Source organism: Polaromonas sp. P1_G2 (assembly GCF_056405515.1).
Genome location: NZ_JBFUBY010000099.1, coordinates 1 through 13,610 on the forward strand (window position 1 = coordinate 1; position 13,610 = coordinate 13,610).

Consider the following 13,610-nt stretch of genomic DNA (forward strand, 5'->3'; position numbering starts at 1 on the left):
GAGGTGATGTGCTCGCGTTGGCCCTGCTCCAGCATGCCGATCAGCCGCGTCGGGGGCCGGCCCGGCAGCGGCAGCACGCGCAGCAGCGCGTCATTGGCCCAGTCGGCGTTCTTGACGTGCGGCACGATGGTGATGCCCACGTTCTGGCGCACCAGCTCGATGATGGCCGACAGCGAGCTGAGCTCCAGGAAGTCCTGCGGTGCCAGGCCCAGCTTGCGCAGGGTCTGCTCTATGCGTATGCCGCTGGGCGTGCGCCTGTCGAAGCGCAGGAAGGGCTGCTCACGCAGCAGTTTTTTGAAATCGCTGCCCGGCGGCGCGACCTGTGAGCTCGCCACCACCGTCAGCGGCTCGGTGTACAGCGGCGTCCAGCGCATGCCCCTGCGCTCCTGCGGCGAGTCGTCGACGAAGATGGCCGCATCGAGTTCACCGCTTTGCACACTGCGCGCCAGGCCGCTGGACTCCTGCATGACCAGCCGCACATTCAGGCGCGGGTACAGCGGCTTCATGCGGACCACCGTGTTGGACAGCAGCCCCATGGCCGTGACGATGGAGCCCACCGTCACCGTGCCGGCGATCTCACCCTCGCCTTCCAGGCCCTCGCGCATCTGGTCGTAGTAGCCGATGATTTTTTCGGCATGGGCGATCAGCGCGCGGCCGGCGTCCGACAGCACGACGCCGCGCCCGGAGCGCTCGAACAGCACCGCTTTGAGTTCGGTCTCCAGCGCGCGCATCTGCAGCCCGACCGCGGCCTGCGTGAGCGCGACGCGGTCGGACGCCGCGGCGAAAGAACCGCCTTGCGCCACGGCGAGAAAGGTCCTCAAAAAGCGGATGGTGCTCACGCGCGACTCGCTTCAATACAAAAGAATAACTTTATCATCTCACAACATAATATAGATATATTTTTTAAACTGGATGGAGAACAATCCGCCTTAACAGGGTTGTGTGACGGACTCATGCCCTCCTCCATCACGGCGCATCACCCTTGGCCAGCAGGCCGCTTTAAATCTCTTTTTGTGGGTGGTGATTTATGTCTGAAGTGCTCTCCTCGAATGCCGCAGCGGCGTCAAGCCCGTCTTTCGGCGACAAGCGTGCCGCCGCGATCTACGACCTGGGCCACAGCACGATTTTTGCGTCGCGTACCGACCCGCGCTTTTCCTACTGCACCTATGTTCCGCCGCACCTGGGCAATTCGAAGCAGCCCATGCAGCTGGTGGTCGTGGTGCACGGCACGGGCCGCGCTTTCACCGAATACCGCGACGCCTTCGCCGCCTTCGCCAAGTGGAACGACTGCATCGTGCTGTGCCCGCTGTTCCCGGCCGGCCCGCAGGGCGACGGCAACCGCGACGGCTTCAAGCACCTGCGTGAAGCCGACATCCGCTACGAMCAGATCCTGCTGAGCATGGTCCACGAGGTGGCTGTCAAGTTCGGCTGCGATTTTTCCAAATTCGCGCTCTTTGGCTATTCCGGCGGCGGCCAGTTCGTCAACCGCTTCGGCCTGCTGCATCCCGAACGCCTCTGGGCCCTGTCCATAGGCGCGCCGGGCTCGGTCACGCTGCTGGACTTCCAGCAGGACTGGTGGGTGGGCGTGCGCGATTTCGAAAAGCGTTTCGGCAAGCCCCTGAACCTGCCCGCGCTCAGGGCGCTGCCRGTGCACATGGTGGTCGGCAAGGCCGACATGGAAACCTGGGAGATCACCCACCGCGAAGGCGGCAAGTTCTACATGGCCGGCGCCAACGACGCCGGGCGCACGCGGCCCGAGCGGCTGGAAACCCTGCGCCAGTCCTTTGCGCAGGCCGGCGTCAGCGTCACCCTGGACCTGGTCGACAACGTCCCCCACAACGGCCTGGCCTGCGTCGACACGGTGCAGGACTTCCTCGCGGGCGTACTGGCCGACATGCGCACAGCCTGATGCCCTCCACACCCCAGCCCTGAAAGCCCGACCATGCTACGTTTCGCGCTGGCCCGCCTCATGATGGCGATACCGACCCTGCTGATCGTGGCGGTCGCGGTGTTTGTGCTGATACGGCTGATCCCCGGCGACCCGGCCCAGCTGCTGCTCGGCGACCTCGCCGACCCGGTGCGCCTGGCCGACCTGCGCGCCCAGCTCGGCCTCGACAAAAGCTGGCCGGTGCAGTTCGGCATCTGGGGCCGCCACGTGCTGGGCGGCGACCTCGGCGTTTCCATCAACACCGGCGAACCCGTGCTGCAGCTGGTGCTGAGCCGCTTCCTGGTCAGCGCGCAAATCGTGCTGGTCGCGGTGCTTTTCGCCACCCTGGTCGCGGTGCCGGCCGGCATGATCGCGGCCTGGAAACAAAACCGCCTGCCCGACCTGATGCTGGTCGGCACAGCCACCCTGCTGGTGTCGATTCCCACCTTCTGGCTGGGCCTGTTGCTGCTGCTGTTCTTCGGCCTGAAGCTTGAATGGCTGCCGGTGGTCGGTTATGTCTCCATCATGAGCGACTGGAAATCCGGCCTGCTGTATCTGCTGATGCCCATCCTCACGCTGTTCCTGCATGAGATCGGCGTGCTGATCCGCATGGCCAGGGCCAGCACGCTGGAAGTGCTGCGGCTGGACTACATCACGCATGCGCGCGCCAAGGGCCTGTCGGAGCGCGCGGTGTTGGTGCACCATGCGTTCCGCAACTCCTTCGGCCCGACCTGGACGCTGATCGGCCTGGTGCTGGGCAACCTGCTGGGCGGGGTGGCCGTGGTCGAGACCGTGTTCACGATTCCCGGCCTGGGCCGCCTGCTGGTTGACGCCATCTTCGCGCGCGACTACCCCGTCATCCAGGGCTGCCTGCTGCTGGTCGCCGTGATTTACGTCGTCACCAACCTGGTGATCGATCTCTGCTATCCGATCTTCGACCCCAGGGTGCTCGCGGAATGAAAAAGTTTCTCACCCCGCAGGCCCTGATAGGCCTCTTCATCGTGGGCCTGATCCTCGCGGCCGCCGTGCTGGCCTTCTTCTGGACGCCGCACGAGCCGCTCAAGATCAACTTCCTGGCGCGCCTGAAGCCGCCCAGCGCCACTTACTGGCTGGGCACCGACGAGTTCGGCCGTGACGAGCTTTCGCGCCTGATGGCCGGCGCCTCCAACAGCRTGTGGATCAGTTTCCTGACGGTGCTGCTCTCCATCACCGCAGGTACGGCGATCGGCGTGCTGACCGGCTTTGTGCGCGGCTGGACCGACCGCATCATCATGGCCTTCATCAACGCCCTGCTGGCCTTCCCCGGCCTGTTGCTGGCGCTGGCGCTGCTGGCCGTCTTCGGCGCCAACAAGTACGGCATCATCCTGGCGCTGGGCCTGGCCTACACGCCCTCCGTCACCCGCATCGTGCGCGGCACGGTGATGTCGCTGCGCGAAAAGGAGTTCATCGAATCTTCACGCGTGCTGGGCAACTCCGAGCTCTACACCATGTTCCGCCACGTGCTGCCCAATTGCGTGGCACCGCTCACGGTGCTGGCCACCTCGATGTTCGGCTGGGTCATCCTGGCGGAAAGCTCGCTGTCCTTCCTCGGCCTGGGCGTGCCGCCGCCGGCGCCGACCTGGGGCAATATGCTGGCCGCGGCCCGGCCCTTCATGGCGCAGGCGACTTATCTTTCCATCTTCCCGGGCCTGTGCATCGCGCTCACGCTGCTGGGCATCAACTTCCTGGGCGACGCGGTGCGCGACCTGCTCGATCCGCGCATGAGGGGCATCGAATGACAAACCTGGTGGATGTCTCCGGCCTGAGCCTTTCCATCGGCAAGGGCGGCCGTGAAATCGTACGCAATGTGTCCTTCACCGTCGCACCCGGCGAAATCGTCGGCATCGTCGGCGAATCCGGCAGCGGCAAGACCCAGGCGGCGCGCGCCATCATGGGCCTCACGCCGCCGCCGCTGGTGCGCAGCGCGGGCCGCATCCTGTTTGAAGGCGAAGACATGGCGGCGGCCGGCGACGCGCGTCTGCGCAAGCTGCGCGGCGCGCGCATAGGCATGGTGTTCCAGGAGCCCATGACTTCGCTCAACCCGTCGATGACCATAGGCAGGCAGCTCGACGAAGGCCTGGCCCTGCACCGGCCCGAACTCTCGCCGGCCGCGCGCCGCGACAAGGCCTTGGCCATGCTCACGCGCGTTGGCATCACCGACCCGCAGGCCGCGCTGGCCGCCTGGCCGCATGAATTTTCGGGCGGCATGCGCCAGCGCATGATGCTGGCCTCGGTCATGCTGCTGGAGCCCGCACTGCTGATCGCCGACGAGCCGACCACGGCCCTGGATGCGCTGGTGCAGCGCGACGTGCTGGAGCTCATGGTCGGCCTCACGCGCGAACACAACACCGCCGTGCTGCTGATCAGCCACGACCTGCCCATGGTCGCGCGCTACACCCAGCGCATGATCGTCATGCAGCAGGGCGAGGTCGTCGAAGCCGGCGACACCGCCGCCCTGCTGGCCGGCCCCAAGCAGGACTACACGCGCAAGCTGCTGGAGGCCATCCCGCGCCGGCAGGCCGCGCGCACGATTGCCGACGAGCAGCCCGTCATCGAAGTGCGCAAGCTGGTTTTCGACTACCCCGGCAAGCGCCGCCTCTTTGCCAAGTCCACCGCCAAGCGCGTGCTGCACGGCATAGACCTGGTGGTGCGGCCGCGCGAAATCGTCGCGGTGGTGGGTGGCTCGGGCTCGGGTAAGACCACGCTGGGCCGCGCGATTGCCGGGCTGATCAAGCCCACCGAAGGCGACATCCGCTTTCGCGGCCGTTCGATTGCGCGCAGCGATGCGGGCTGGCTCGATTACCGGCTCAATTGCCAGATGGTGTTCCAGGACCCGTATTCCTCGCTGAACCCGCGCATGAGCATTGGACAGCTGGTCGGCGAAGGCCTGCGGCTGGTGCTCGGTCTTTCATCCACTGAGCGGCAGTCGCGCGTGGCGAAGATGCTGGACGAAGTCGGGCTGCAGCCGCAGCACGCGCAGCGTTATGCGCATGAACTCTCGGGTGGGCAGCGCCAGCGCGTGGCGATTGCCCGCGCGCTGATACGTGAACCGGCCTTTGTGATCGCCGACGAGCCGGTGTCGGCGCTCGACGTGACCGTGCGCGCCCAGGTGCTGGCGCTGCTGGCCGAGCTGCAGGAGCGCCACGGCTTTGCCTGCCTCTTTATCAGCCACGACCTCGGTGTGGTCGAGCAGGTGGCGGATCGCGTGATCGTGATGCAGGCCGGCCAGATCATCGAACAAGGCAGCCGCGACGAGGTTTTCGATAACCCGCAGCACGCCTACACCCGCAAGCTGCTGTCGGCGATTCCCGCGCTGACGCCCACCGGCCAGGGCGGCATGCAGCTCAAGTGGCGTTTTGACGAACCCGATGCGCCGGCAGGCGCCATCAACCCCATACATCCGCTTCCAGCCTGATTTTTAAGGAGCCTCCCATGCTTTCCCTGCGATTGAAATTCCTGAGTGCCGCCGTGCTGGCGGCCTGTTCCGCGGCGCAGGCCCAGACGGCGCAAATCGTGGTTGCGCAGCCGGCCGACATCCGCTCGACCAATCCCGGCGTGAACCGCGACAACACCACTGACGGCGTGGTGCTCAATATCGTCGAAGGCCTGGTCGCGTACCACGAGAACGGCACGGTCGGCCCGCTGCTGGCGCGCTCCATCGTCACCAGCCCCGACGGCCTGACCTACATCTTCAAACTGCGCACCAACGTGAAATTCCACAACGGCGAGCCCATGACCTCGGCCGACGTGCTGTGGAGCTGGAAGCGCTACACCGATCCCAAGACCGACTGGCGCTGCCTCAGCGAATTTGACGGCCGCTCCGGCGTCAAAGTCACTTCCGTCACCGCGCCCGATGCGCAGACGGTGGTCATGCAGCTGGACAAACCCTCGGCCGTCTTCCTCGACAACCTGGCGCGCACCGACTGCGGCATGACGGCCATCCTGAACAAAAAATCCGTCAAGGAAGACGGCAGCTGGGACAAGCCGATAGGCACCGGCCCTTTCAAGTTCGAGGAATGGAAGCGCGGCGAGTACGTGACCCTGAGCGCCTTCGCCGACTACCAGTCGCCCCCCGGAACCAAGCCCGACGGCTATCTCGGCCTCAAGAAGCCGCTGGTCCAGCAGGTCAAGTTCCTGACCGTGCCCGACATGTCGACCTCCAAGGCCGGCCTGCAGTCCGGTGCCATCGATGCCGGCCAGATCACCTCTTCCGACGTGCAGGAACTCAAGGCGAACAAAAACCTCAACGTGGTCGCCGCCGTCGATGCCGGCAAGAACACGCTGCTGATGCAGACCAACGACCCGCTGCTCAAGGACGAGCGCATCCGCCAGGCCATCGCTTTGTCGCTGGACATGAACCAGCTCGTCGCGGCCGCGTCCGAAGGCCTGGCCCGCGTCAACAACTCGGCCATCCAGGACACTTCGGCCTTCTACACTGCCGCGCAAAAAAAGGGCTACCGCCACGACCCGGCCAAGGCCAAACAGCTGCTGAAGGAAGCCGGCTACAAGGGACAGCCCATCGTGATCCAGGCCAACAAGCGCGCCCATGTGCCGAGCTTCTCGGTTGCGGTGATGAGCCAGGCCATGATGCAGGCCGTGGGCATCAACGCGCAGATCGAGGTGCTGGAATGGGCGACGCAGCTGGACCGCTACAACAGCGGCAACTACCAGCTGAGCTCCTTCACCTATTCCTCGCGCCTGGACCCGGCCCTGAGCTATGAGCAGTTCTCGGGCCCCAAGGCCAAGCAGCCGCGCAAGGTCTGGGACGACCCGGCCGCGCAAAAGCTGATCGACCAGAGCTTCACCGAAGCCGACCCGAAGAAGCGCCAGGCCCTGTTCGACCAGTTGCACGCGATGATGATCGCCAGGACGCCGCTGGTCATCCTCTACAACGTGACCGATTCCTGGGCCGTGCGCAAGCGCGTGGCCGGCTTCACGGTGTGGGAAGGCAAACCGCTGCTCTGGAATACGAAGCTGGCCGCCAAGTAAGCGTTCGGCGTTTCCCTTTTCTCAATGGCCTTGATGCGCGCGCAGCGCACAAGGCAGGGACAGGTACGCCTTGCGGCGGCCGTCATTTAACTTCCCGGCACTTTTTACGGCAGCACAGAACATGGCAAACATCGAGCAATTCCCCTTTATTTCGGTTTCCGGCAGCCCGCATGAGCGCGGCCTGCAGTACGGCCGCCAGGCCGCAGGCCGGGTGCGCGGCAGCGCGCGCCTGTATGGCCAGACGCTGGTCAACCTGGGCTACAGCGAGCAAGCGCGCGCGCGGCTGATCGACTTCTTCGCCAAGGAAATCGGCGACTTCGCCCCCCACTACATCGACGAGATGCGCGGCATCGCCGAGGGTGCGGGCGTCGACTTCCAGGACATCGTGATGATCAACGCCCGCACCGAGGTTCTGGCCAAGGCGCGCGCCGAAAAAGTCAAACAAGCCGACGCGGAACCGGGCGACGGCTGCACGGGCGCCCTGATCCTGCCCGAGCGGTCCGCCAACGGAAACCTGCTGCACGGGCAGAACTGGGACTGGCGCGCCGAGTGTGTCGAGACCTCCGTTGTGCTGCGCGTGCGCAATGACAACGGCCCCGATTTTTTGACCTTTGTCGAGGCCGGCGGGCTGGCCCGCAGCGGCTTCAACAGCGCGGGTGTGTCCATCACCGCCAATTACCTTGAATCGGACCGCGACTTCAAACAGCTGGGCGTGCCGCTGTCGCTGATACGCCGCAAGGTGCTGGAGCAGGAGATTTTTTCACTGGCCATGAAAGCCGTCGCGGCCACGCCCAAGTCCTGCTCCAACAACATCATGCTGGGCATGGCCCAGGGTTTCGGCATCGACTTCGAATGCACGACGAATGAATCGTTTCCGATTTACCCCGGCGCCGACAACCTCATCGTGCATGCCAACCACTGGATGAGCCCGGTCGCGCTCAGCAAACTCGTGGACCTGGGCATTTCCCAGTCGCCCGACAGCCATTACCGCGACTGGCGCGTGCGCAAGCTGCTGAACACCCACGACAAACTCAGCCGCCAGGATTTGAAGAACGCTTTTTTCGACGACTTCGGCCTGCCCTATTCCGTCTGCCGCCCGCCGCGCCTGGGCAGCCACGACAACCTCTCGGCCACCGTGGCCATGGTCATCATGGAGCCGGCCGCCGGCGAGATGGAAGTCGCGCCCCTGCCGGCGCTGAACCGCGTGTTCACCTGCTACAGCCTGACGCAGGAACCGCGCCTCTCCGCTGCCTGACGCTGATTAAAGTACCGTAGCCAGGCCGTCCAGGTCCAGCGAGGGAACGAACTTGGGGTTGACGTAGCGCTTGCGGATGTCGGCCTCGGAGAACTCCACCATGTCCGAACTCTTGGCGCTTTCACCTCCGCCGGCGATCCAGGCGCTTTCCCAAATATGCGCCAGGTTACGTATGCCCAGGGCCATGACCTTGGCGGTGTTGCCGCCGAACTGCTCCCACAGGCCGTCTATCACCGAGCGCGAGGCGCCCTCGCCGAGTTCGACGTAAGCGTCGCAGATCTCCGCAGGCGCGATCAGCCTGGCGACGTCGTCCATGAGCTTGACGGTGGCGATCGCGGCCTTGCGGCCTTCGTCGATCTTCGCCAGCTTGACGGCCGGTTTACCCAGCACCTTGTCGATGGCTTCGAACAATTCTTCCGCCTTGGCGTCAATCATCTTGGTCTCATAGACCGAATGCACGCCCTTGGCGGGCCATTCCTTTTTGGGCTTGCCGGTGCTGGTGACTCCTTCCGTCACCTGGTCCTGGTAGCCATCGGCCAGGAAGGAGCCGTGCAGCGGCTGGCAGGCGTCGCCCACATAGTGCGCCAGCAGCCCCGCCGCGGCCACATAACTCGCGTAGTCCTTTTTTTCGACGTAAGCGACCATGGCGTCATAGAACTGCCAGACGCGGAAGGGGAGGCAACCGCGCGACTTGGAGGCGGTAGAGCCCACGCTGTCGTAAAAGCCCTGCCAGTATTCCACCGTCACCCTGTCACTGTTTTGCATGCACAGCTCGCGCAGCGTGGGCCCGTCATCAGGGCCGGGCACGTCGATGTCGGCGTAGTGCGTCGGGTGTTCCGGCCCGCTGTTGAAGCCGGTGTCGCGCCCGCCCTTGACCTTGCCGGGCTGCTTTTTCCAGATCACGTCGGGCACGTCCGCCAGGGCGATAAAACCCGTCGTGTCTTTCAGCGCCTCGTTGATCTTGCCGGGCGCGATGTCGGCGCGGTCAAAGCTGACGCGCAGCGCGTTGGCCGCAAGCAGCTTGGCGAGCTTTTTGTCCTTGACCTGGCCGACCGCGACATTGCCTATGCTGTAGTGGCCGGTCGCTCCCCAGTAAGGCTGGGCCGCCGTGTTGTGGGCCGACACCAGTTCCACGTCCAGCAGCTTGCAGACATTGCTGAGGTTGGTCGCCAGCGCGAAGTTGTAGGCGCCGCCGTCGACGCTGAAGGTCTGTGCGCCCCATTCCACGGCCAGCGGGCGGTAAGTGGGCTTGCCGTTTTCCGCCTCGCCGTCTTTGCCCGCCTCGACTTTGAGGTGCCAGACCGTCCCCGAATCGCCCGGCTGTGTCTGGTGATTGGCATCCTGCGGCGCGATCAGCAGGTCGGCCACATAGTCATAGCCGCCGACGGATTTGTAACGGTAAAACAGCGCCTTGATGCGCCCCTCCAGGTGGCCCGAGGCTGCGCCGAAGGCGGACACCGGGTGGTCTATCAGTTGCAAACCCAGGTTCTGCTCGTTGAGGTCCGCGAGAGCACCCACCTCGCCGAGGCCGTAGACGCTGCTGGTCCAGTCCCTGGCGTCGTCGACCTCGACCAGGCCGACGTCCAGGTTCAGGTAGGTCTGCTTGCCGGCAAACGACGGATAGACCTCGGTGAAGGGCAAACGCGTCAGCTGGCGTTCGGAGGCATGGCCGACCTCGACTTCCTCGCCGCGCAGGCGCGCATGAACGGGTTCGCCTGGCTCGCCGCAGACATGGCGGTTGGTCAGCGCAAAAATCGTGTGGCCGTCGCTGACCAGGCAGCCGGCGCTGGCCGTGCGCAGCAGGCCCTGGTTGCGGATCAACAGCGGAAAGCCCCCGCCTATGGCCGCTTCCGGCCAGATCCACGAGGGCAGTTGCTTGCGTCCCGGCGCCTGCGGCTCGACCTTGACGACGCAGACCGGAACGACACGGCCATCGGGCAGATACAGGATCTTGGGCACCATGTCCTGCGGATGCAGCTTGCTGCTGGCGAAGGCTTTCTCTTCTACCCACTCATCGACCATCACCAGGATGCAGGGCCAGGAATAGGGGCGTACCTCGGAGTTGGCGAAGGTACGCTCCACTTTTTTCTTCGCCGTGGATTTTTTGAGCGGGTTCTTCGCGTCCGGCCAGGGATCGCTGTGCCGTATCAGGTACAAGCCCACCGCCGTGCCCACGACGTTGCGCTTGTTGAGCATGTGCACATGGAACTGGTTGCGCGCGTCCAGCAGGTCGCGCACGGAAAGGCTGGCGTAGTTGTTCTGGCTGCTCAGGATGTCCATGGAATGTCCTCCGTGTGGTGAAGCTTCCCAGGCAGCTCCCCCGTTTGTGCGCGCGAATGCGCGGGTGCGTCAGGCCTGCAGGCATTGTGCGCAGCCAAATCGGCCTGATCAATCCTCCAATAGGAGGAGGAAACCAGCTTCGCCCGGTTTTATGACGTGGATGTGTCCGCGGCGGGCTGCCTCGGTGGCACGCGCTGGATTGGCGCGATGCAGGCAACACAGCAAGCGATGCAAAAAAAGCATGAGCAAACAATGTCTTTCTGGCGACATTGCGAGATCATCAAAGCTACAGAAAACCAGGGCTGTACGCGCGACATTCAGGGCACGACCCGCAGCGCCGCAAGCCCCTTGCCCAGTCTCCAGACCATGTGGACCCGGGCATTGGCGCGATCCACGTGGAGTTCGATACACAAGCAGGCGGAAGTCAAAACCCGTCGCCGCAAGACAGCCGCGACGCCGGGGAAAACATCATGGGGTGAATAACATGGAAGCCATCAACGCAGGAAACGGATTGTCGATTTATCTGCCGCTCGCGCTGTACGCGGTCATCGCCATCGTCGGCTGGCGGCTCATGAAGAGGCAGTGCAAATCCGAAGCCGGGCAAGCCACCTACTGGCAGGCTTGCTACATCAAGCTGAACAGCCTCGCCAGGTCGCACCGCCTGCGCGCGGCCGAGTTTGAAATCCAGGCGGAAAAATTCCGCCTGCGCTGGCAGCAGGAACAGCGAACCCTGCACAAAAGAAGGTTCGACGAGATGTTTTTCAGAAAATAAGCCAGCGTCCGCGGCAGCACCGGGCATCCCTGGCCGCCGCGGGATGCGTCAAAAGCGGCGAAATAACTTCCTGGCCAGATAGCCCAGGGTAACAATGCCCACCAGCCCTCCCCACTTGGCGTACCGGGTCACCCACCACGGAAAATCCTGTGCGAGCCCCCCCGATTGCGCCATGCTGTGGGCCACCCGGTAGTCCATGGCCGGCCACCAGCATACCCAGATCAGCCCCATCAGGATGGGCCAGGTGTTTTCCGGCCGCAGCCTTGGGAAATCGCCTTTCACCGCCATGGAAAGACGGCCGAGCACGATCAGCACGGCTATCCAGGAGAACACCGACCCCGCTACTTCCCGGCTCAGCCCGAAATAGCCGGAGAACTTGCAGGCCACGAAGACCGCGAATGCGGCGCCAATGACAAAAAGAATCCAGTTGTCTTCACCATCGATTTTGTTCATGGAGACTCTCCTTCAGTTTTCAGATCAAAGCCAGCCGGCACTTTCAAGCTGCCGCGCTCAAATGGGCGCCCAAGGCCCGCACCACCGGGGCCCATTCGCCCGGGGTCTCCTGGTTGAATATCTTCAGGCTCGGGTACCAGGGGCTGTCCTCGCGCGGCGCCATCCAGCGCCAGCAGGCGTCAAAGCGCGAGAGCATCCAGGTCGGGCGGCCCAGGCTGGCCGCCAGGTGCACGCAGGCCGTGTCCACGCTCACCACGCCGTCAAGGCAACTCATCAGACCCGCCGTGTCGCCAAAATCCGCCAGGTGGTGGCTCCAGTCGACCATGGAGCCCTGCCAGGCCGAGGTGGCGATTTCGGCCGCCGGCGGACCCAGCTGCAGGCTGTGCCACTGCACACCGCGCACCGAGAGCAAAGGCTCCAGGTCGGCCAGGCATATGTTGCGGCGTTGCGCCATGGCCTGCGCGTTGGAGCCGCTCCAGACCAGGCCCAGCTGCCGCACCGCGCGGCCCCGTGTCACGCCCTTGACGGAACGCGGCATGGGTGCATGACAAAAGCGGGTCATGCGTTCATGCCAGAGCGCGATGCTCTCCGGGCTGGCCGACACCGGCCTTGACGCGCGAGCCAAGTGTGGTGAAGCGGATGTTGCGCACGGTGGCATGGGCGGGCGCGCGGATTTCGGTGCGCTCAAAGGTGGTGGCGCGATCGGCAAGCACCTGCTCTTGCGTGGCGAGGTCCTCTTCGGCCTTGGTCATCTCGGCCTGGGCATCCTGGAAGTATTTGTTGCGCCGGTTGGTGATCTGGCCTTCGAGTTCGGCGACCTGCTTTTGCAGGCGGATGATTTCAACGCGAGAGATGTCGCCGCTCTTGAGCAGGGGCTCACTGATGGAAAGCTCGTCGCGTGTGGATGCCAGCATGGACTGYAGGGCGGCGGCTTCCTGGTTGACGGCGCGCTGGCGGCGCTGGAAGAGTTCGGTCTGGTTGCTGACAAAAGCCGGGAATGCCTGCACCTCGGGTGGGAACACCAGCGACCGGCCCAGGACTTCGGCATGCAGGCGCACCAGCGCGGCCTTGAGGGCGGCGACCTTGGCGCGGCTGTCGCTGAGTGAGGCCKGCCCCTGCTCGCGCTCGAGCATGACAAGAACGTCGCCCTTCTTGACGTGGCTGCCTTCGCGCACCAGGAATTTTTCGATGACGCCGTCGTTGGCGGCCTGCACCAGCTGGGTGCGTGAGCTGGCGATCACCTGGCCGGTGCTGCGCGCGATTTGCTCGACATCGAACCACAAGCTCCACGCCAAAAAACACCCGATGATGAGGATAAGCAGGGCAATGAGGCGCTGTGCCGAGCGCAGGGCCGGTGGCGTGGGGTAGGCGGATTTCATGCAACGGCCTCCAGTGGCGCACCGGGACGGCCGCCGGGCGCGGGCGTGGGGCGGGATCGGGCGGCAAGCTGCTGCAGCACCAGCGCCTTGGGGCCGTCCAGGACGACGCCGGTGGGCGAGAGAATGACCAGACGTTCCACCAGCTGAAGCAGCGCAGGTTTGTGGGTCACGAGGATGAGCGTCTGGTCGACCTGCACGCTGGCGCGCAATGCGGCGATGGTGCGCGCTTCGAGGGTTTCGTCCATGGACGCCGTGGGCTCGTCGAGCAACCACACATCGGATGCGGCCAGCACCATGCGCGTGAGAGCGATTAACTGCTTTTGCCCGCCCGATACGCCGGTTCCGCCTTCGGCGATGGGCATGTCGAAACCTTTGGGGTGCGCGGCAATCACCTGCCGCAGCCCCGTGAGTTCGCAGGCGGCAAGCAGGTGCTGCTCGGTTTTTCCGAGAACGCCGGTGGTGAGGTTGTCGCGCAGGGTGCCGGCGAAGAGGCGCACGTCTTGCGGGAGGTAACCC

Annotated in this window: 14 protein-coding genes; 8 read left to right on the forward strand and 6 right to left on the reverse strand. The window is 64.7% G+C overall.

From position 1 onward, the window contains the following. A partial coding sequence (locus AC1D0P_RS12170) for a LysR family transcriptional regulator (protein WP_477676972.1) occupies positions 1-839 on the reverse strand: 839 nt, incomplete at its 3' end. 188 nt (positions 840-1,027) lie between these two features. Here AC1D0P_RS12170 and AC1D0P_RS12175 point away from each other — a divergent pair. The 6 genes from AC1D0P_RS12175 to AC1D0P_RS12200 all read left to right on the forward strand — a co-directional run bounded on the left by AC1D0P_RS12175 (position 1,028) and on the right by AC1D0P_RS12200 (position 8,210). Continuing rightward, positions 1,028-1,909, forward strand: coding sequence for an alpha/beta hydrolase (locus AC1D0P_RS12175; RefSeq protein ID WP_477676973.1), 882 nt, complete (start codon positions 1,028-1,030; stop codon positions 1,907-1,909). A gap of 33 nt (positions 1,910-1,942) precedes the next feature. Then, positions 1,943-2,887, forward strand: a complete 945-nt coding sequence (locus AC1D0P_RS12180) for an ABC transporter permease (RefSeq protein ID WP_477676974.1) — start codon at positions 1,943-1,945, stop codon at positions 2,885-2,887. Beyond that, positions 2,884-3,705, forward strand: coding sequence for an ABC transporter permease (locus tag AC1D0P_RS12185; protein WP_477676975.1), 822 nt, complete (start codon positions 2,884-2,886; stop codon positions 3,703-3,705). The genes AC1D0P_RS12180 and AC1D0P_RS12185 overlap by 4 nt, the downstream gene beginning before the upstream one ends. Further along, on the forward strand, positions 3,702-5,381 hold the full coding sequence (locus tag AC1D0P_RS12190) for an ABC transporter ATP-binding protein (RefSeq protein WP_477676976.1): 1,680 nt from the start codon (positions 3,702-3,704) through the stop codon (positions 5,379-5,381). Before AC1D0P_RS12185 ends, AC1D0P_RS12190 begins: the two co-directional genes overlap by 4 nt. Before the next feature lie 17 nt (positions 5,382-5,398). Next, a complete protein-coding gene (locus AC1D0P_RS12195) occupies positions 5,399-6,955 on the forward strand; it encodes an ABC transporter substrate-binding protein (RefSeq protein ID WP_477676977.1) in 1,557 nt (518 codons plus the stop codon). A gap of 121 nt (positions 6,956-7,076) precedes the next feature. Continuing rightward, positions 7,077-8,210, forward strand: a complete 1,134-nt coding sequence (locus AC1D0P_RS12200) for a C45 family autoproteolytic acyltransferase/hydolase (RefSeq protein ID WP_477676978.1) — start codon at positions 7,077-7,079, stop codon at positions 8,208-8,210. A 6-nt stretch (positions 8,211-8,216) separates the two neighbouring features. Here AC1D0P_RS12200 and AC1D0P_RS12205 read toward each other — a convergent pair whose 3' ends face one another. Then, on the reverse strand, positions 8,217-10,490 hold the full coding sequence (locus tag AC1D0P_RS12205) for a Nal1-like putative serine protease (RefSeq protein WP_477676979.1): 2,274 nt from the start codon (positions 10,488-10,490) through the stop codon (positions 8,217-8,219). Positions 10,491-10,697: 207 nt separating this feature from the next. Here AC1D0P_RS12205 and AC1D0P_RS12210 point away from each other — a divergent pair, with 207 nt between their 5' ends. Both AC1D0P_RS12210 and AC1D0P_RS12215 read left to right on the forward strand, forming a co-directional pair. After that, positions 10,698-10,973, forward strand: a complete 276-nt coding sequence (locus AC1D0P_RS12210) for a hypothetical protein (RefSeq protein ID WP_477676980.1) — start codon at positions 10,698-10,700, stop codon at positions 10,971-10,973. Position 10,974: 1 nt separating this feature from the next. Beyond that, positions 10,975-11,262 (forward strand): hypothetical protein, encoded by a 288-nt coding sequence (locus AC1D0P_RS12215; RefSeq protein WP_477676981.1) that lies wholly within the window; start codon positions 10,975-10,977, stop codon positions 11,260-11,262. 48 nt (positions 11,263-11,310) lie between these two features. Here AC1D0P_RS12215 and AC1D0P_RS12220 read toward each other — a convergent pair whose 3' ends face one another. The 4 genes from AC1D0P_RS12220 to AC1D0P_RS12235 all read right to left on the reverse strand — a co-directional run. Then, positions 11,311-11,715: a hypothetical protein gene (locus AC1D0P_RS12220; RefSeq protein WP_476952561.1), complete on the reverse strand. Its 405-nt coding sequence runs from the start codon at positions 11,713-11,715 to the stop codon at positions 11,311-11,313. Positions 11,716-11,758: 43 nt separating this feature from the next. Next, positions 11,759-12,253 (reverse strand): glycosyltransferase family 9 protein, encoded by a 495-nt coding sequence (locus AC1D0P_RS12225; RefSeq protein WP_477676982.1) that lies wholly within the window; start codon positions 12,251-12,253, stop codon positions 11,759-11,761. Positions 12,254-12,281: 28 nt separating this feature from the next. Continuing rightward, on the reverse strand, positions 12,282-13,094 hold the full coding sequence (locus AC1D0P_RS12230) for a hypothetical protein (protein ID WP_477676983.1): 813 nt from the start codon (positions 13,092-13,094) through the stop codon (positions 12,282-12,284). Then, positions 13,091-13,610: ATP-binding cassette domain-containing protein (locus AC1D0P_RS12235; RefSeq protein ID WP_477676984.1), on the reverse strand; the 520-nt coding region annotated here is incomplete at its 5' end. The genes AC1D0P_RS12230 and AC1D0P_RS12235, both read right to left, overlap by 4 nt.